We start from the raw sequence: 18,231 nt of genomic DNA, 5'->3' as shown, positions 1-18,231 counted from the left end.
TACGTCATGGTTTCAACGACACTGGAACGACCGGACAAGTTTCGCATCGGCAGGGTTTTCAGCAATAGTTTTGCGGTCATCGGCCGCAATCCGGGTCTGTTGGTCGGACTGGCGGCTCTTTTTTCCGCCCTTCCGGCACTGGTGCTCAACCTTTGGAATTACAGAAATCTTGCCAACCTTGATTTTGCCGATTCCGAAAGCATGGCGGTTGCCGATCCATCGGCGGTTCTAGGCAACTCGCTAATATCGATGGCTTTTGGCTTGATCTATTTTGTGCTGGCTTTGTTGTTTCAGTCGTCACTGGTAAGGGGGACGATAGAAGACTTGAACGGCAAGCGCCCGGCAATCGGTGACTGCATCCAGATCGCCTTGCGTTGCATGTTCCCGACGCTCGGGATGGGCCTGGTTGTCTTCCTCACCATGATCCTCGCGTTAGTGGTGACGATGTTCGTGGCTGGCATGCTTATCCCCGTTTTTGGAAACATCATCGTGTTCATCGCGTTCATCGCGTTGGTGGTTCCAGGCATCATGTTGTTCCTCGGTATATCGGTTTCCGTGCCCGTGCTGATCCAGGAGCGGCTTGGCGTGTTTGGTTCGATGTCGCGCAGCCGTGCTCTGACGAAGGGCAGCCGCTGGTCATTATTCGGTCTTTTGCTGGTTCTGTTCTTGGCGGCGATTGTCATCCAAATGGCATTCGCATTGTTGTTTGGATTTACTTTCGCCATTACCGGCAGCCTCTCGACCGTTGGCCTTGTTGTCGGCGCAATCGGAAGCGCGCTTGTTTCGACAGTCGTGTCTACTTTGATGTCGGTTGCCATCGCGGTCAGCTACGTCGAACTGCGGCAAGTCAAGGAAGGCACCGGCGTCGACGAACTGGCGGAGATCTTCGCCTGATGCGAGAGGTCGCCTACCACATCATGAACGAAGCGACGTCCGCGTCGGAGACCTTGCCCGCGGCCACGTCGGTGATCGCCTGGTCGATTATTGCCGCGCCCTCGGCAACCTCGTCCTCGGTCAGCGTCAGCGGCGGCATGAATTCGAGCACATTGGCTTTCAGCCCAACATAGGTGAAGGCCGCACCCAGTTCGTAGCCGCGATAGATGATCTTGGCCGTCGTTGTCGCTGCGACCGGCTCGCGTGTCTTGCGGTCGGTGACCAGGTCGACGCCGACGGCAAGGCCACGCCCGCGCACGTCGCCGATGATCTCATGTTTTGCGGCGAGCGCCCGCAGCGCGTCTGAGAACAGCGTGCCGACGCGCGCCGAGCGTGCGACCAGTCCGTCCGCCTCGATCGTCTTCAGCACGGCGTTGCCGGCAGCCGTCGCAACCGGGTTGCCGGCGGTCGTCTGCAGCGCGAAGGCCGGCGCGTGGTCCATGATCTCCTTTGGGCCGACAACGGCCGAAAGCGGCAGGCCGCCGCCCATACCTTTACCGAAGACGACGAGATCGGGCGTCAATCCTTCGTGCTGGAAACAGTGCATCATGCCGCTGCGGGCCAGCCCGACCTTGACCTCGTCGACGACAATCTTGATGCCATGCCTGCGGCAACGTTCCTGCAACGCCTTGAGGAAGCCGGGCGGCGGCACGATCAGCCCGCCATCCGACATCAGCGGCTCGATGAACACTGCCGCGACCTGATGCGGCGGGCAGGTGGTCTCGAACTGGTAGTCGAGCAGCGCAAGTACGGCCTCGGCACTGAACTGCGGCCGGAACGGATCGGGGTAGGGGAGCAGCAGCAGGCCCGGCCTTGGCAGCGTGTGGGTCATGGCGGTATGGCCGCTGATGCCCATCGAGCCGGTGAGATTGCCGTGATAGGAGCCGATGAAGGAGATGAAGCGCGAGCGGCCTGTGGCAGCCTGCAGCACACGCACCGCGCAGTCATTGGCGTCCGATCCGGAATGGCCGAACCAGACACGCCGCTCACCGTCGCCCGGCGTGATCGCCAGCAGCCGCTCGGCCAGCGAAACCGCTGGTTCGTTGGGGTAGAGCAAGAGGCTGGCGCCGGCCATGTCGCGGATCGCCGCCTCTACCGCCGCGACGATGGCCGGATGGCCGTAACCGAGGATTGCCGGACCGGCTGAGCCGGACAGGTCGAGCAGCGAGCGGCCGCCTTCCTCGATCAGCCGGTTGCCCCGGCCGCCGACGACGCTCAGCGGCGAGAAACGCAGCTTGCCGATCTGGGCGATGGTTACCGCATCGCGCTCGCGCAGATTGCTCATGACGCCTTCTCCTTCTGCTGCGCGGGCAAGACGGCGGCCAGGCGGTTCGCCCATGCCTCGATGCCGGGGCGGCTCGACAACAGATCCTGCCGGATCTCGATGAGGACGGCGGCAATGCCGCGGTCGTCGCCGTGGATGGGCACGGCGTAGTCGGCGTCGCGGCTGATCACGTAAGGCACGTTCGCCGCGACATTGAGCGCTTCGTCGTGGCGCAGGCCGGCAAGGATCGTTTCACCGAAATCGCCGGCGCGATCGTAAAGCACGCCGGCATGCCAAGGCCTGGGAATCCCGAGGAAGACCGGCGTAAAACTGTGGATCGTCGCGATCCGCGTCGGCCTGCCGTCCTTCGCCCGACGGTCGAGATGGGCGGCCACCCGGTCATGGAAAGGCGCGAACATGATTTCGGCGCGCCGTGCCCGCTCCCCCGGGTCGAGCCCGACATTGCCGGGAATGTCGGTGTCTTCGGACAGGTCAGGAATGCTGCCGCTCGTGCCCAGCGGCCGGTTGAGGTCGATCAGCAGCCGCGAATAGCCGCCGAGGAAGGCAGGTGCATCGAGCAGCACCGACAGACGGCGCGTCACTTCGGCGGCGCCGATATCCCAGGCGATGTGACGTTGCAGATGGCTGATATCGAGCCCCAGCTTTGCATACTCCGCCGGAATGTGGTTGGACGCGTGCTCGCACAACAGCACGATATCAGAGCGTCCATTTTCGTTGAGGACGTCGACGGCAGCCGGCCACTCATTCGCAAGCTGCGCAGCCATCAATAAAGCGTCCGGTAGAGGTCGCAAACAGCCACCGGATCGAGGCCGGCAAGGCGCTCGGTCTCGTGTCGCTTGAGCCCGACGAAGGTCTCGACGAACACCGGCGCGAACCACCCGGTGACGGTGCTGTCGGCGGTGAGCGCGTCGAGCGCCGCCGGCAGGGTTTCCGGCAGGCGCACCAGACCAAGCTTCTTGCGCTCCGCCTGGCTCATCAGCGTCGGGTCGCCGGTGACCAGCGGCGGTGTCGGCAGCTTTGCCTTCAGCCCTTCCAGCCCCGCGCGCACGATTGCGGCCAGCGACAGATAGGGATTGCCGGTGGCGTCAGCGGCCCGATATTCGATGTTGTATTGCGGCGCCGGATCGCGCCCACCGATCGTCACCGTCGGGCAGATGCGCAGGCTAGCCTCGCGGTCGCGATCGGCAAGCCAGGTGTAGGACGAACTCCAGCTATGCGGCTTCAGCCGGTAATAGGACGACACGCTCGCCGCCGTCATGGCGGTGATCCCAGGCAGATGGCGCAGCACGCCGGCGCAGAAGGCGCCGGCCTGGCTGGAAAGACCGCCCGGTCGCGCCGGATCGTAGGTCACCGGCTTGCCGGCCTCGTCGACGAAGCTGAAATGGATGTGGACGCCGTTGCCGACAGCATCGGGCGCGGGTTTGGGTGTGAAGCTGGCGCGCCATCCGGCATTGCGCGCGACTTCGCGGGTGATCTCGCGGATAGCGACGGCTCGGTCGGCTGCGGCAAGCGCATTGGTTGGCTCGTGCGTCACCTCGAACTGCTCGTTGCCGAACTCAGCGATGACGACTTCGGGCGCGACGCCCGCTTCCTCCAGCGTCGCCATCAAATTGGCAGCAAACGGGTCGGCGCGGCGCAATGCGGCGAACGACAGTGAATGACCCGGCACGAAGCCGGCATCGGCGATGTGGAATTCATGTTCGAAGGCGGCGATGACGGAAAGCCCGGTTGCCGCCTTCAACTCCGCCAGCGCATCGCTGAGCATGGTTCGCGTGCAGCCGACCCAGGGGCTGCCGTCGAGTTCGACAATGTTTCCCGCGACCATGTCGAACGGCGTCACCGACCCGGTCAGCGCCGTGCGAAAACGTGCGTTGAGGTCAGGCACCAGTCGCACATCGCCGGACGAACCCCAGGGATTGGGATCGACGATGGAATTGAACGGGGTCAGCGACAAATTGGCCTGCAGCCAGCCGACGCCGGTGGCAGCGATCTTCTGCAGCCTGCTTTCGACGACGGAGCGGCCGCGCGTGATCGCTGAGAGATCGGTGGTGACGACGGCAACGAGCGGTTCGACGGTCGATGTCATGCGGCTTTTCCCAAGGCTTCGAAGCGGGCGGCGACGGTAGCGGTGTCGGTGATCCAGCAATAGCCGCCGAAGGCTTTCAGCGCATCGTCGTGGCGCTCTTGCGTGGCGGCGGCACAAGCATCCGACACGCAGGTGACGAGATAGCCGCGATCGGCGGCGTCGCGCACCGCCATGTCGACGCACTGGTCGGTCATGATGCCGGCAACGATGAGATAACGCACGCCGAGGTTTTTCAGGACATAATCGATGTTGGTCGAGTTGAAGACGCCCGACGAGGTCTTCGGCAGCATGATCTCGTCGCCGACAGGCGCCAGCGACGGCACCGGCAGGCCTGCCGGCCAGCTGGGCGCGATATGGATCGGCGTCAGCTTGTGGTCGAGCGAGCGATCGCGGCCGTCTTCCGTCAGGCTCTGTATGATGGTGTGGATCACCTCGACGCCATTGGCACGGGCAGCCGCCAGCAGCCGCTCCTGGTTGGGGATCGTCTGCGACGCCGTCTGCCGGTAGAAATAGTGGTCGGGGCCACGCTCCGGATGCGCCGGATCGGCGCCGGGCTCCAGCCAGACACGTTGCATGTCGACCAGCAGCAGCGCGGTTTCGCCGGCCCGGAACGGCTCGTTTCGTTTTGGCAATGCCTGCGTCATGCTTTCTGGTCCTGCCTCACTGATTTGGGTGATCTGGGTTGGGCTGATTTGGGCCCGGGCATCCTGCGCGCCGCGTTTTCTTCGGGGCCGGCACTGTCGAGGGTCACGGCATTGGCATGCCGCACCTCCTCCAATTTTTCGATGCGTTCGCGGGCGCCATCGCTCAGCGTGGCGACGATCTGCGCGACCAGCGCCTCCATCTGCGCCATCGCCGGCGCCAGCGTGTCATAGGGGGAGGCGACTTCCAGCGGGCTGACGATGGTGACTTCGGCGAGATCGGCGATCGGCGACAGCCATTGGTCGGTGAACAGCACGATGCGCGCGTCGCGCGCCGCCGCCTGCCTAGTGTAGTCGATGACGTCGAACTGGTAGCGGCGATAATCGAAAACGACGAGCACGTCGCGGCGGCCAAGGTCGGCCAGCGTGTCGAAGGCCTGTGCCGACAGCGTGCCGAGGTCGCGCACACCCGGCCTGAATTGCAGCATGTAGCCGGCGAGCATGCCGGCGATGTGGCGGCTGAAACGGCCGCCAAGCATGACCACCTCGCCCTTGGTCTCCATCAGCAAACGAGCGGCGCGCTCATAGCTCTGCAGCGGGGTCAGGCTGACGGATTTCTCGAGCGCGGCACCGACGGAGCCGAGATAGGCGAGGATGGCGCTGTCTTCCGCGCCTGTCGGCCGCTTGGCCTCCATCATCAGCAGCGGCGAATGCAGTCTGGCCTCGACTTCGGCCAGAAGCTTGGCCTGGAAGTCCGGAAAGCCGTCATAGCCGAGCTTCACCACCAGCCTGACCACGGTTGGGTCACTGACGCCGGCGCGCCGGGCGAGTGACGAAGCGGTCCCGAGACCAGAGGTCGGATAGTCGGTCAGAAGCAGCCGGACGATCTTTTCCTCCGACGGCGTCAGCGCAAGATCCCCGCGCATCAGAACATCGCGTATCGCCATAGGCCTCCCCAAAATCCGCGCTGGGCTTGCTCTGCCTCGTTGTGTCGAGTTTATTACAGAGATTTTAATTTCGGTCAATAATGAAGAGATGTTGACATAGCGGGACGACTGGTCTTAGCTTTGTCACAAAGCAGCCAAGAGACTGTGGGGAACAGCCCATGCGGACTGGAAGCGACGTCATAGTCGTCGGCGCGGGTATCGTTGGATCGAGCGCGACCTATTACCTGGCTGCGTCCGGCGTGACGGTGGCGCTTGTCGAGCAGACGCATCCCGCCGGCGGACCGTCCGGCAAGTCCTCGGCCCTGCTGCACGCCTTCTATCTCTTGCCGGAACTGTCACAGCTTGCCATTCGTGGCCGCGAGATCCTCGTATCATTGCCGGAGATATCGGGCGAGGGCCCTTTCGTTACCGAAATCGGCATGATGTGGGTCTGCGGCAACGACAATGAAGCGAGCTGGAAGGCCGCCGCCGAACGGATTCGCGGCGAGGGCGCATTGATCGAGACGCTGTCGCCGCAAGCCTTCGCCAACGCCGCACCGGGCTTTGCACTGGCCAATGTCGCGCTGGCGCTATGGGAGCCCGAATACGGCTATGCCGACGCCTTCGGCGCAACCAATGCAATTGCCCGTGCCGCCAAGGCGCGCGGTGCCAGGATCATGCAGAACACTCTCGTCGAACGGCTTGTGAAAGAGGGCGACCGCATCAGCGGCGTCGCGCTCGCCGATGGAACGGTGCTGAAGGCCGACGCCGTGGTGCTCGCCGCCGGGCCGTGGACACGCCGCCTGCTGGCGACGGTCGGCCTCGACCTGCCGCTGCATGTCGAGCGTCATCCGATGGCCGTGCTCGACGCAGCCGGCAAGGCGCGACAGGTCATGCCTTTCGCCTGGTGCGACGACATCTCCTGCAATTATGCGCGGCCCGACGGTGACGGTGTCATTCTTGCCGGCAGCTGGGCCGGCGGCGGCACCGGCGTGCGCCACGAACAGGCCGGTCGTCCGCGTTTCGTCGACAATCCCGACGACTACATGGAAGGCGTCGAGGAATCAGAATCGGTCGAGATCCTCGAGACCTTCGCGGCGCGGGTGCCGGCGATGGCCGAGCTGGGCATCCGTCCCGGCTATGCCGGGCTATACGACATGAGCCCCGACGACCTGCCGGTGATCGGAGCCATGCCCGGCGTCGACGGTCTGTTCGTCTCTGCCGGCTCCTCCGGCCATGGTTTCAAGACTGGTCCGGCGGTCGGCGAAGCGGTGGCCAGGCTGGTCACCGAAGGCGCCCAGCCGGCGCTGGCGCCGTTTTCGCCCAGCCGCTTCAAGGTCGCCTGATGGCATCGGCGGCGATGGGCGAGGGCAGCGCGCGGTCGTTCATGCCGGCCGCGTTCCGCAACGCCAGCGCCGATGCGCTCTGCATGGTGACGGTGCTGCTGCTGGCAGCGTTTATTGTCTTCTTCTTCGGTGGCGCCGCCATGCAGCGCGTCGTCACCTATGCCGCGATCATGCTGACGGCGGTGCTCGGCCTGCAGATCTTTTCCGGCAACAGCGGCATCGTCTCCTTCGGCCACGCCGCCTTTGTCGGCCTCGGCGCCTATGCCACCGGCATCCTGACCATGCCGGCGGCGCTGCAGCGCACTGCGTTGCGCGACCTGCCGCAGTTCCTCGCTGGTTATGAACTCTCTTTCTTCGCGGCATTGGCCGTCGTGCTGATCCTTGCGGTCGTCATCGGCCTGCTGACCGGCACGCCGCTGCTCAGGTTGTCCGGATCTAGCGCATCTATCGCCACGCTCGCCATGTTGATCATCGTCTACACGCTGCTGGTTGCCGGGCGCGAGATCACCCGCGGCAGCCAACCCTTTTACGGCGTGCCGCGCGAGGTTGGTCTGTGGACCGCCATCGGCGTCGCTTCGGTGGCACTGGTGGTGGCGAGGCTCTTTCGGGAAACCGCCTTCGGCCTTGCCACCCGCGCCGCCGCCAATGACGAGCGTGGTGCGGCTGCCGTCGGCGTCGACCAGCGCACCTCGCGGCTGGCCGCCTGGGTGGTGGGCGCGGTCGCCGCCATGGCCGCCGGCGCCATGATGGCGCAGTTCCTCGGCGCGTTTTCGCCGCGCGATTTCTATTTCGAACTCGGCTTCACCTTTTTGGCCATGCTCATCGTCGGCGGCATGAACTCCTCGCTCGGCGCCTTTGCCGGCGTCGTCGTCACCATCGTGGTGATCGAGGTGGTGCGTCGTTTCGAAGGCGGCGGCGAGGTGTTCGGCCTGCATCTGCCGGTGCTGTTCGGCCTGACCCAGGGTGTGCTTGCCATTGCAATGATCCTGGTCATCTGGCGGCGGCCAACCGGCCTGTTCGGCGAGCGCGAGCTGAACCTTTTGCGCCGGCCCGGCCGCAAGGCCGCGACGGTTCCTGCTGCGCCGCTGCTTCATGCCGAGCGCGACCGGCTGGCCGCCGACCATCTGTCGCGGCGCTATGCCGGTGTCATCGCCGTCGACGACGTCACGCTCGCCTTCGACACCGACAGCATCACCGGCATCATCGGCCCGAACGGCGCCGGCAAGACCACACTGCTCAACATGCTGGCCGGCGACGTCGAGCCGAGCGCCGGCATGGTGTCTATCGGCGGTTTGGTGAGGCAGGCCTCGGCCTTTCGCTTCGCCCGCTCTGGCGTTGCCCGCACTTTCCAGAACATCCGCGTCTTCGCGCAAATGACCGTGCTGGAAAATGTCGTGGTCGCCGCCCGCTCGGTCGAGCCCGATCTTGCCAATGCCGAGGCGGCGGCGATGCGCGAGCTTTCGCGCATGGGGCTGGAGAAATTTGCCGATCAACCCGCCGCCAGGCTCGCCTATGGCCAGCGCCGCCGGCTGGAGGTGGCGCGGGCGCTGGCGCTGAAGCCGCGCTTCCTGCTGCTCGACGAGCCCGCCGCCGGCATGAACGCGGTCGAGACCGCCGAGCTGGTTTCCATCCTCTCGGTCGTCCGCGCCGAGCGGCGCATCGGCGTCGTCCTAATCGAGCACGACATGCGGCTGGTGATGAACCTGTGCGAACGCATCGTCGTCATCGACCATGGCCGCGTCATCGCCGACGGCACGCCGGCCGAGGTGCAGAACAACCCTGCCGTCGTCGCCGCTTATCTCGGCAGCCGCACCGCCCGCGCCAAGACAGGACAAGAGACGCCCGCCAGCGAAACGCCCGCAAGTGAAACCGCATGAACCGTGTAGCCAACGACAACAAATCCAGAAGGAGAACCGACATGCCAAAGCTCTATCGCCTCCACCGCGCCGCCCTCTATGCGGCGGTGTTCGGCATGACCCTCGCCCTCGTTTCCAAGGCTTCAGCCGAGGAGATCATCATTGGCGCCGCGACGGCGCAGACCGGTGGTCTTGCTCCCTACGACCAGCCGGCACTCGCCGGCCTGCGCATGGCGCTCGACGAACTCAACGCCAAGGGAGGGCTTGGCGGCCAATACATCGCCAAGCTGATCATCAAGGACACCCGATCCGATACGGCGCAGACCGCCACCGTCGCCCAGGAATTGATCGACGCCGGCGCCAAGATCATGATCACGCCTTGCGACGCCGATCCCTCGATCTCGGCCGGCCAGCTCACCCAGCCGCTCGGTATTCCGACATTGACGCTTTGCGGCTCCGCCCCGGTGCTCACCGCCGCGGTCGGCGACGTCATGTTCGGCACCTATCCAGCCGACAATGTGCAGGCGACCGCGGTCGCCAACTTCGCCATCGCCGAAGGCAAGAAGAAGGTCTATCTCCTGACCTCGCCGGACTCCACCTACACCGCCAACCTGCCCGAGTATTTCGGCAAGGTGTTTGAGAAGAAAGGCGGCGCCGTTGTTGGCCGCGGTACTTTCACCATGGGCCAGCCGGACTTTTCCGCCGAGATCACCAACATCAAGAGCCTTGCCGACCAGCCGGACCTGATCATGACCGCCGCCTATGAGCCTGATTTTCCGGCCTTCATCCAGCAATTGCGCGGTGCCGGCGTCACCGTTCCGGTCTATGGCGCCGACGCCATCGGAACACCGACCGTCAAGGGGTTGGGCAAGCTGGTCGACGGCGTCGTCTATACGGCAGCCGGCTATGCCGAGCCGGGCAGCAAGCTGGAGGCTTTCAACACCGCCTTCGCCAAATATGCCGGCCACGCGCCGGAATCGACCTATGAGGTGAACGGCTACGAGATCGGGCTGATCCTCGACCAGGCGGTCAAGACGGCCGGTTCGGACGATCCGAAGGCGATCCGCGACGCCATTGCCGGCCTCAAGGACTTTGACGGCATCACCGGCAAGATCACCTATGCCGGCACCGACCGCATGCCGCTGCGGCCGGTGGCGCTGATGCGTTATGAAGGCGGCGAGGGCAAGCATATCCAGACCATGATTCCCGACGCCGCCGACGTTCCGGCGCCGTGACATCATGCTGAGCGTCGAAGCCCTGAGGATCCGCTACGGCGAGGTCGAGGCGGTGCGCCGCGTCGATCTCGCCGTCGACAGCGGCGAGATCATCGCGCTGGTCGGCGCCAATGGCGCCGGCAAGAGCTCGACGCTTGGCGCCATTGCCGGGCTGGTGCCGGCCGTCTCGGGGAAAGTGGTCTTCGACGGCGTCGACATCACCGGCCTGGCGCCTGAGGCGATCGCCCGCAAGGGGGTGTCGCTGGTGCCGGAAGGCCGGCGCATTTTCGCCGGCCTGACCGTGGCTGACAATCTGCGTCTCGGCGGTGCCATGCACCTGCCGGCGGTGGAGGCGAGGGTGCGCGAAGAGGAGATGCTGGAGCTGTTTCCGGTCCTGCGGCGCTACCACCGCGTCAAGGGCGGCAATCTCTCCGGCGGCGAGCAGCAGATGCTGGCGATCGCTCGCGCATTGATGGGCAAGCCGCGCATGGTGCTGCTCGACGAACCGTCGCTCGGTCTTGCCCCGCAATTGATCGACACGGTCTTCGACCTGATCGCCGAACTGCGCCGCAGCGGGCTGACCATCCTTCTCGTCGAGCAGAACGTGGCGCTGGCGCTGGAGGTCGCCGACCGCGCCATCGTGCTTGCCAATGGCGAGGTGGTGCTATCGGGCACCGCCAAGGAACTCGCCACCTCGGACCTCGTCCGCCAAGCCTATCTCGGAGCCTGAGCCATGATCGCGCAGCAGATCATCAATGCGGTGAGCCTCGGCGGCGTCTATGCGCTGCTGGCACTTGGTTTGGCGATCGTCTTTTCCATCGTCGGCCTGATCAATTTCGCCCATGGCGAGCTGATGACATTGTCGGGCTATGCCTTGCTTGCCGCGCTGGTTTTCGGTCTGCCGTTTCCAGCGGCGGTGCTCGTCGCCGTCTCCTGCGGCGCGCTCGCAGCGGTTGCCATGGAGCGTGTTGCCTTTCGCCCGATGCGCGGCGCCAGCGTCACCAGCCTGCTTCTGACCAGCTTCGCCGTTTCGAGCCTGCTGAAGGTCGTCTTCCAGAACGGCATCTCGGCTCGGCCGCAGCCGGTCGCCATGCCCGGCTGGATGACCGGCGCCTTCTCGTTCGGCGACTTCACCATCGGCGTCGGCCCGAGCATCTCCATCGTTGTCTCGGCCCTGGCCTTGATTGCGCTGGAACTCTTCCTGCGCCGCACGGTGACTGGCACCGCCATGCGCGCCGCGGCCGAGGATTTCAACGTCGTCCGCCTGATGGGCATCCCGGCCAGCCGCATCATCGCCACCGCCTTTTTGCTTTCCGGCCTGCTCGCCGGACTGGCGGCGATGCTGTGGGTGGCGCAGCGCGCCTCCGTCGACCCGCTGATGGGCTTTACCCCAGTGCTGAAGGCGTTCATCGCCGCCGTCGTCGGCGGGTTGGGCAGCCTGCCCGGTGCTGTCGCTGGCGGCTTCCTGCTCGGCATCATCGAAGTGTTGCTGCAGGCGACGCTGCCGGCGGCTGTCGCACCCTACCGCGACGCTATCGTGCTGTCGGGCGTCATCGCCGTGCTGCTGGTGCGGCCGCAAGGCCTGATCCCGGCGGTTCGCGTGCAGCGGAGCTAGAGCATGATCCCGAAAAGTGGGAACCGGTTTTCGGAAAAGATCATGCAATAACAAGAAGGTACTATGTACACGAAACCCGAATTCGCACCGCTGTCGCTGGACGAGGTGTTCGGCCTGATCGAGGCGGCGGCCTTCGCCACGGTGGTGACAACCGGGCCACAGGGGCTCGTCGCATCGCATCTGCCCTTCGTGCTGGACCGCGAGCGGGGAGCGAACGGAACGCTGGTGTCGCATCTGGCCCGGCAGAACCCGCACAGCGCGCTGATCGCCGAGGGCGAGGAGACGATGGCAATCTTCCACGGACCGCATGGCTATATCTCGCCCTCCTGGTATCCGCGCAATCCGGTGCGCGACAGCGCGCCGACCTGGAATTTCGCCGTCGCCCATTGCCACGGCCGGCCGGTTCAGCTCGACGATCACGCCACCGCCCGGCATCTGCAGCGGCTTGTCGACGTGCTGGAAAAGGACCGCGACGATCGCTGGCGCATGCGCGAACTCGGGCCGGGCGGCATGCAGCGGCGCATCCCGCATATTCTGGGTTTCGACCTGCCGATCGAACGGCTCGAGGCCAAGTTCAAGATGGGCCAGGACGAACGGCTCTACGATACCAATGCCGCGATTGGCAGGCTTGAGGAAAGCGATCCGGCGCTGGCGACGATGATGAAGATGCACAACGCGCATCGCAAGGACTGACCGTTGCAGCAATGCGGGCAAGGACAAAATGATCCCCAATCTCAACATCGTCCCCTTCGTCAGCGTCGACCACATGATGAAGCTGGTGCTGAGGATCGGCGTCGAGCGTTTCCTCACCGAGCTCGCCTTCTATATCGAGGACGATTTCCGCCGCTGGGAGGCCTTCGACAAGTCGCCGCGCCTCGCCTCGCACAGCGCCGAGGGCGTCATCGAGCTGATGCCGACAAGCGACGGCGAGGTCTATGGCTTCAAATATGTCAATGGCCATCCGAAGAACATGCGCGAAGGCCGCCAGACGGTGACCGCCTTCGGCATGCTCGCCGATCTCCACAACGGCTACCCGGTGCTTTTGTCGGAAATGACGATCCTGACCGCGCTGCGCACCGCGGCGATGTCGGCGCTGGCGGCCAAACATCTGGCGCCGGCCGGTGCGAACTGCATGGCGCTGATCGGCAACGGCGCCCAGGCCGAATTCCAGGCGCTGGCCTGCAAGGCCTTGCTCGGTGTGCGCGAATTGCGCTTCTACGACATCGACCGCACGGCGACGGAAAAATGCATCCGCAATCTCGCCGGGCTGGGCTTCGACATGGTCGCCTGCCGCTCTACCGAAGAGGCTGTCGAGGGGGCCGGGATCATCACCACCGTCACCGCTGACAAGCAGTATGCCACCATCCTCACCGACAACATGGTCGGCTCGGGCGTCCACATCAACGCCGTCGGCGGCGATTGTCCTGGGAAAACCGAACTGCATCGTGACATCCTGCTGCGCTCCGAGATCTTCGTCGAATATCTGCCGCAGACCCGCATCGAGGGCGAGATCCAGCAGCTTGCACCCGATCATCCGGTGACCGAGCTGTGGCGGGTCATCACCGGCGTGGCTGAAGGCCGCCGCGATGCCAGCCAGATCACGCTGTTCGATTCCGTCGGCTTCGCCATCGAGGATTTTTCGGCGCTGCGCTATATCAGGGACCAGTTGCCATCGACCGGCCTCTACCAGCAACTCGACATGCTGGCCGACCCAGACGAGCCGCGCGACCTGTTCGGGATGCTGTTGAGAGCGGCGGCTGCGAAGACTGCGCAGGTGACGTTGTAGCGCCGGCCGGCGGCGCAAACGTCGAGCCATTGCCCTGAGCCTTCCGCCCAGGGGTGACAGCAGCAGACAAATCCCGTATACTCACATAAAGATGTCTTTATGTCGCTTAAGCGCGACCGTCGCCCTGAGGACGAAATATGTCGCAAAACCCAATATCGCTGGACGACCTGTTCGGCCCCGTTGCGGCCAAGCCCGACGGTTCGGAAGTGCTTGCTGCACTGACGGTGGCGGCGCGCGAACGCATCCTCATCCTCGATGGCGCCATGGGCACGCAGATCCAGGGTCTGGGCTTCGACGAGAACCATTTCCGTGGCGACAAATTCGCCGAGTGCGCCTGCCATCAGCAGGGCAACAACGACCTGCTGATCCTGACGCAGCCCAAGGCGATCGAGGAGATTCACTATCAATACGCCATATCAGGGGCGGACATTCTTGAAACCAACACCTTCTCCTCGACCTCCATCGCCCAGGCTGATTACGGCATGGAGGACGCGGTCTACGCTCTGAACCGCGACGGTGCACGGCTGGTGCGCAGGGCAGCGGCAAGGGCCGAGCAGGAGGACGGCAAGCGTCGTTTCGTCGCCGGTGCGCTGGGGCCGACCAACCGCACCGCCTCGATGTCGCCCGACGTCAACAATCCCGGTTACCGCGCCGTGACGTTCGACGAATTGCGCCTTGCCTATGGCGAGCAGCTGCGCGGTCTCATCGACGGCGGCGCCGACATCATCCTGATCGAGACCATATTTGATACGCTGAACGCCAAGGCGGCAATCTTCGCGGCAGAAGAGATCTTCATCGAGAAGGACGTGCGTCTGCCGGTGATGATTTCCGGCACGATAACCGACCTGTCCGGTCGCACCCTGTCGGGCCAGACGCCGACGGCTTTCTGGCATTCGGTCCGCCACGCCAACCCGTTCACGATAGGCCTCAATTGCGCGCTGGGCGCCAAGGCCATGCGCGCGCATCTGGACGAAATATCCGGCGTCGCCGACACCTTTGTTTGCGCCTATCCGAATGCCGGCCTGCCCAATGAATTCGGCCAATATGACGAAAGCCCGGAGTTCATGGCCGCGCAGATCGAGGATTTCGCGCGCGACGGCCTGGTCAATATCGTCGGTGGCTGCTGCGGCTCGACGCCCGACCACATCCGCGCCATCGCACAGGCCGTGAAGAAATATCCGCCGCGCGCTGTTCCCGACATCGAGCCGAAGATGCGCCTTTCGGGGCTCGAGCCGTTCACGCTGACCGACGAGATTCCGTTCGTCAATGTCGGCGAGCGCACCAACGTCACCGGCTCGGCGAAATTCAGGAAGCTGATCACCGCCGGCGACTATGCCGCGGCGCTCGAAATCGCCCGCGACCAGGTCGCCAATGGCGCACAGATCATCGACATCAACATGGACGAAGGCCTGATCGATTCGAAGGAGGCAATGGTCTGTTATCTCAACCTGATCGCCGCCGAGCCGGACATCGCCCGTGTACCCGTGATGATCGACAGTTCCAAATGGGAGATCATCGAAGCCGGCCTGAAATGCGTGCAGGGCAAGCCGCTGGTCAATTCCATCTCGATGAAGGAGGGCGAGGAGGCTTTTCTGCACCATGCGAAGCTCGTCCGCGCGTATGGCGCGGCGGTGGTCGTCATGGCCTTCGATGAGGACGGCCAGGCCGACACCCAGGCGCGCAAGGTCGAAATCTGCACCCGCGCCTACAGACTGTTGACCGAGCAGGCCGGATTCCCGCCCGAGGACATCGTTTTCGACCCGAACATCTTTGCCATCGCCACCGGCATCGATGAGCACAACAATTACGGCGTCGACTTCATCGAAGCCGCCAGGCAGATCACCGCGACGCTTCCCCATGTCCACATATCGGGCGGCGTGTCGAACCTCTCCTTCTCGTTTCGCGGCAACGAGCCGGTGCGCGAGGCCATGCATGCCGTCTTCCTCTACCATGCCATCCAGGCCGGCATGGACATGGGCATCGTCAACGCCGGACAGCTTGCCGTCTATGACACCATCGATCCGCAACTGCGCGAAGCCTGCGAGGACGTCGTCAACAACCGCCAGCCGAAGGGCGGCGGCAGCGCGACCGAACGCCTGCTGGAACTCGCCGAACGTTTTAGGGGCACGGCGGGCAAGGAAGCGCAGGAACGCGATCTCGCCTGGCGCGACTGGCCGGTCGAGCAGCGCATTTCGCACGCACTGGTCAACGGCATCACCGAATTCATCGACCAGGACACGGACGAGGCGCGGCGCGCCGCCGAGCGTCCGCTGCACGTCATCGAAGGTCCGCTGATGGCAGGCATGAATGTCGTCGGCGACCTGTTCGGCGCGGGAAAGATGTTCCTGCCGCAAGTGGTGAAATCCGCCCGCGTCATGAAACAGGCCGTCGCCGGCCTGCTGCCGCACATGGAGGCGGAGAAGCTGGCGAATGCCGCCAAAGGCGTCGACACCGGCGAGCGCCAGACCGCCGGCAAGATCCTGATGGCGACGGTGAAGGGCGATGTCCACGACATCGGCAAGAACATCGTCGGCGTGGTTCTGGCCTGCAACAATTACGAGATCATCGACCTCGGCGTCATGGTGCCGGCGGCAAAGATACTGCAGACGGCGCGTGAGCTAAAGGTCGACATCATCGGCCTGTCCGGCCTGATCACGCCCTCGCTCGACGAGATGGCGCACATGGCCGCCGAGATGGAGCGCGAGGGTTTTGACATTCCGCTGTTGATCGGCGGTGCTACGACCAGCCGCGTGCATACCGCAGTAAAGATCCATCCGCGCTATATCAGTGGCCAGACCGTCTATGTCGCCGATGCCAGCCGCGCGGTCGGCGTGGTGTCGGCACTTTTGTCGAACGAGACCAGGGGCGGTTATGTCGACAACGTTCGCGCCGAATACAAGAAGGTCGCCGATGCGCATGCGCGCAGCGAAGCCGACAAGCAGCGCCTGCCGCTGGCCAAGGCGCGGGCCAACGCCCACCGGATCGACTGGTCGGCCTACGCGCCGCCAAAACCGTCCTTCCTCGGCCTGAAAACCTTCGAAGCCTGGGATCTGACCGAGCTCGCGCGCTATATCGACTGGACGCCCTTCTTCCAGACCTGGGAGCTGAAGGGGCGTTTTCCCAAAATCCTCGACGACGAGGCGCAAGGGCCGGCGGCACGCCAGCTCTTCGAGGACGCCCAGGCGATGCTGAAAATGATCATCGCGGAAAAATGGTTCGCGCCGAGGGGCGTCATCGGCTTCTGGCCGGCGAATACCGTCGGCGACGACATCAGGCTGTTCACCGATGATGCCAGGTCGCAGGAGCTGGCGACCTTCTTCACGCTGCGCCAGCAGCTGACCAAGCGCGACGGCAAGGCGAACGTCGCGCTGTCGGATTTCGTCGCGCCGTTGGACAGCGGCAAGGCCGACTATCTCGGCGGCTTCATCGTCACCGCCGGCATCGAGGAAGCGGCGATCGCCGAGCGCTTCGAACGGGCCAACGACGACTACTCGTCGATCATGGTCAAGGCGCTTGCCGACCGTTTCGCCGAGGCCTTCGCCGAGCGCCTGCATGAGAAGGTGCGCAAGGAGTTCTGGGCCTATGCGCCGGATGAGGATCTGGCGCCGGACGAGCTGATCGGCGAACCCTATCGCGGTATTCGCCCGGCGCCCGGCTATCCGGCGCAGCCCGACCACACTGAGAAAGCGACGCTGTTCCGCCTGCTCGACGGCGAGCGCAACGCCGGCGTCAGCCTGACCGAGAGCTTTGCGATGTGGCCCGGCTCCTCCGTGTCCGGCATCTACCTGTCGCATCCCGAAAGCTATTATTTCGGCGTGGCCAAGGTCGAGCGCGACCAGGTCGAGGACTATGCGCGCCGCAAGGCCATGCCGCTCGCCGAGGTCGAGCGCTGGCTCGGCCCTATACTCAACTATGTTCCGACCCCCTTCGCCGAAGCCGCGCAGTAAGGCAGCAGCTTTGACCTGGCATCGCGGTCGATGGCCAGGTGCGTCGCTTCGAGAGCAACGGCCTCGCCCGCCCATCATGCGATGAAAGGAGAGCCCTATGCAGACCCCGACTGCAGAAGAAATGGAAATCCGCAAAGGCCTAGATGATTTGGTGCAGGCATTGCGGGCCAAGGACATAGAAGCCCTGATGGCACACTATGCCGCGGCTACTATCGTATTCGACATCAGGCCGCCGCTGCGGATCGATAGTGCCGATGCCTACCGAAAGAATTTCGAGGCGTGGTTTGCCTCGGTTGACGGCCCGATTGATTATGAGGTGCACGAGCTGCTCGTCACAGTCAGAGATGACGTGGCGTTCTGCCATGGTCTGTGCCACGTCAGAAGCAAAAGAACCAACGGCGAGAAGGCCGACTATTGGGTGCGGGTGACGTCGGGTTTGCAGAAGATGAGCGACCGCTGGATGATCACGCACGAACACATATCCATGCCGATCGATCTCCGGACAATGCAGGCACAGCCGGAGTTTCAGTCGTAGCTCCGCGGACGTTTCGCACGACAACAAATTTCTTCCGGCGCTGCCCGTCGACCGACCTCGC

General features: G+C 64.4%; 15 protein-coding genes. 10 read left to right on the top strand and 5 right to left on the bottom strand.

Going from position 1 to position 18,231, the window contains the following annotated elements; translation table 11 throughout:
- The first annotated feature begins 6 nt into the window (after positions 1-6).
- Entirely contained in the window at positions 7-894 is an 888-nt protein-coding gene (locus BLT09_RS07420; protein WP_091591702.1) for a DUF7847 domain-containing protein, read from the top strand.
- Positions 895-907: 13 nt separating this feature from the next.
- On the opposite strand, the gene BLT09_RS07415 is transcribed toward BLT09_RS07420, so the two are convergent.
- Genes BLT09_RS07415 through BLT09_RS07395 form a run of 5 tightly spaced genes read right to left on the bottom strand, consistent with a single transcriptional unit; the run spans position 908 to position 5,892 of the window.
- The gene (locus BLT09_RS07415; RefSeq protein ID WP_091591700.1) at positions 908-2,218 is read right to left on the bottom strand and encodes an aspartate aminotransferase family protein; all 1,311 of its coding nucleotides are present in this window, start codon (positions 2,216-2,218) and stop codon (positions 908-910) included.
- Positions 2,215-2,982, bottom strand: a complete 768-nt coding sequence (locus BLT09_RS07410) for an N-formylglutamate amidohydrolase (protein WP_091591699.1) — start codon at positions 2,980-2,982, stop codon at positions 2,215-2,217. The genes BLT09_RS07415 and BLT09_RS07410 overlap by 4 nt, the downstream gene beginning before the upstream one ends.
- Positions 2,982-4,304, bottom strand: coding sequence for a type I glutamate--ammonia ligase (locus BLT09_RS07405; protein WP_091591697.1), 1,323 nt, complete (start codon positions 4,302-4,304; stop codon positions 2,982-2,984). The genes BLT09_RS07410 and BLT09_RS07405 overlap by 1 nt, the downstream gene beginning before the upstream one ends.
- Positions 4,301-4,948, bottom strand: coding sequence for a cysteine hydrolase family protein (locus BLT09_RS07400; RefSeq protein WP_091591695.1), 648 nt, complete (start codon positions 4,946-4,948; stop codon positions 4,301-4,303). The genes BLT09_RS07405 and BLT09_RS07400 overlap by 4 nt, the downstream gene beginning before the upstream one ends.
- Positions 4,945-5,892 (bottom strand): MurR/RpiR family transcriptional regulator, encoded by a 948-nt coding sequence (locus BLT09_RS07395; protein ID WP_091591693.1) that lies wholly within the window; start codon positions 5,890-5,892, stop codon positions 4,945-4,947. Before BLT09_RS07395 ends, BLT09_RS07400 begins: the two co-directional genes overlap by 4 nt.
- A gap of 158 nt (positions 5,893-6,050) precedes the next feature.
- Here BLT09_RS07395 and BLT09_RS07390 point away from each other — a divergent pair, with 158 nt between their 5' ends.
- The 9 genes from BLT09_RS07390 (at position 6,051) to BLT09_RS07350 (ending at position 18,170) form a co-directional block, all read left to right on the top strand.
- Complete coding sequence (locus BLT09_RS07390) at positions 6,051-7,217, top strand: NAD(P)/FAD-dependent oxidoreductase (protein WP_091591691.1); 1,167 nt, start codon at positions 6,051-6,053, stop codon at positions 7,215-7,217.
- The gene (locus BLT09_RS07385; RefSeq protein ID WP_091591689.1) at positions 7,217-9,094 is read left to right on the top strand and encodes a branched-chain amino acid ABC transporter ATP-binding protein/permease; all 1,878 of its coding nucleotides are present in this window, start codon (positions 7,217-7,219) and stop codon (positions 9,092-9,094) included. Before BLT09_RS07390 ends, BLT09_RS07385 begins: the two co-directional genes overlap by 1 nt.
- 41 nt (positions 9,095-9,135) lie before the next feature.
- Positions 9,136-10,308 carry an ABC transporter substrate-binding protein gene (locus BLT09_RS07380; protein WP_091591686.1) on the top strand — a complete coding sequence of 391 codons (1,173 nt, stop codon included), beginning with the start codon at positions 9,136-9,138 and terminating at the stop codon, positions 10,306-10,308.
- Between the two features lie 4 nt (positions 10,309-10,312).
- On the top strand, positions 10,313-11,017 hold the full coding sequence (locus BLT09_RS07375) for an ABC transporter ATP-binding protein (protein ID WP_091591685.1): 705 nt from the start codon (positions 10,313-10,315) through the stop codon (positions 11,015-11,017).
- 3 nt (positions 11,018-11,020) lie between these two features.
- Positions 11,021-11,902 (top strand): branched-chain amino acid ABC transporter permease, encoded by an 882-nt coding sequence (locus tag BLT09_RS07370; protein ID WP_091591683.1) that lies wholly within the window; start codon positions 11,021-11,023, stop codon positions 11,900-11,902.
- Between the two features lie 63 nt (positions 11,903-11,965).
- Entirely contained in the window at positions 11,966-12,595 is a 630-nt protein-coding gene (locus BLT09_RS07365) for an FMN-binding negative transcriptional regulator (RefSeq protein WP_091591682.1), read from the top strand.
- Between the two features lie 28 nt (positions 12,596-12,623).
- A complete protein-coding gene (locus BLT09_RS07360) occupies positions 12,624-13,688 on the top strand; it encodes an ornithine cyclodeaminase (protein ID WP_091591680.1) in 1,065 nt (354 codons plus the stop codon).
- Positions 13,689-13,825: 137 nt separating this feature from the next.
- Positions 13,826-17,635 carry a methionine synthase gene (metH, locus tag BLT09_RS07355; RefSeq protein ID WP_091591679.1) on the top strand — a complete coding sequence of 1,270 codons (3,810 nt, stop codon included), beginning with the start codon at positions 13,826-13,828 and terminating at the stop codon, positions 17,633-17,635.
- 97 nt (positions 17,636-17,732) lie between these two features.
- Entirely contained in the window at positions 17,733-18,170 is a 438-nt protein-coding gene (locus BLT09_RS07350; protein ID WP_091591677.1) for a YybH family protein, read from the top strand.
- Positions 18,171-18,231 lie beyond the last annotated feature (61 nt).

This window comes from Mesorhizobium muleiense, from assembly GCF_900099905.1.
Classification (GTDB): Bacteria; Pseudomonadota; Alphaproteobacteria; order Rhizobiales; family Rhizobiaceae; genus Mesorhizobium; species Mesorhizobium muleiense.
The sequence above is the reverse complement of the archived record's forward strand: the minus strand, read 5'-3'. Positions and strand labels throughout refer to the sequence as shown.

What these genes read in the sequence shown, in the direction of transcription:
- BLT09_RS07365 (WP_091591682.1), top strand. Translation starts at nt 11,966, where the DNA reads ATGTACACGAAACCCGAATTCGCACCGCTGTCGCTGGACGAGGTGTTC.
- BLT09_RS07400 (WP_091591695.1), bottom strand. Translation starts at nt 4,948, where the DNA reads ATGACGCAGGCATTGCCAAAACGAAACGAGCCGTTCCGGGCCGGCGAA.
- BLT09_RS07410 (WP_091591699.1), bottom strand. Translation starts at nt 2,982, where the DNA reads ATGGCTGCGCAGCTTGCGAATGAGTGGCCGGCTGCCGTCGACGTCCTC.
- BLT09_RS07375 (WP_091591685.1), top strand. Translation starts at nt 10,313, where the DNA reads ATGCTGAGCGTCGAAGCCCTGAGGATCCGCTACGGCGAGGTCGAGGCG.
- BLT09_RS07370 (WP_091591683.1), top strand. Translation starts at nt 11,021, where the DNA reads ATGATCGCGCAGCAGATCATCAATGCGGTGAGCCTCGGCGGCGTCTAT.
- BLT09_RS07380 (WP_091591686.1), top strand. Translation starts at nt 9,136, where the DNA reads ATGCCAAAGCTCTATCGCCTCCACCGCGCCGCCCTCTATGCGGCGGTG.
- metH (WP_091591679.1), top strand. Translation starts at nt 13,826, where the DNA reads ATGTCGCAAAACCCAATATCGCTGGACGACCTGTTCGGCCCCGTTGCG.
- BLT09_RS07420 (WP_091591702.1), top strand. Translation starts at nt 7, where the DNA reads ATGGTTTCAACGACACTGGAACGACCGGACAAGTTTCGCATCGGCAGG.
- BLT09_RS07415 (WP_091591700.1), bottom strand. Translation starts at nt 2,218, where the DNA reads ATGAGCAATCTGCGCGAGCGCGATGCGGTAACCATCGCCCAGATCGGC.
- BLT09_RS07385 (WP_091591689.1), top strand. Translation starts at nt 7,217, where the DNA reads ATGGCATCGGCGGCGATGGGCGAGGGCAGCGCGCGGTCGTTCATGCCG.
- BLT09_RS07390 (WP_091591691.1), top strand. Translation starts at nt 6,051, where the DNA reads ATGCGGACTGGAAGCGACGTCATAGTCGTCGGCGCGGGTATCGTTGGA.
- BLT09_RS07405 (WP_091591697.1), bottom strand. Translation starts at nt 4,304, where the DNA reads ATGACATCGACCGTCGAACCGCTCGTTGCCGTCGTCACCACCGATCTC.
- BLT09_RS07350 (WP_091591677.1), top strand. Translation starts at nt 17,733, where the DNA reads ATGCAGACCCCGACTGCAGAAGAAATGGAAATCCGCAAAGGCCTAGAT.
- BLT09_RS07360 (WP_091591680.1), top strand. Translation starts at nt 12,624, where the DNA reads ATGATCCCCAATCTCAACATCGTCCCCTTCGTCAGCGTCGACCACATG.
- BLT09_RS07395 (WP_091591693.1), bottom strand. Translation starts at nt 5,892, where the DNA reads ATGGCGATACGCGATGTTCTGATGCGCGGGGATCTTGCGCTGACGCCG.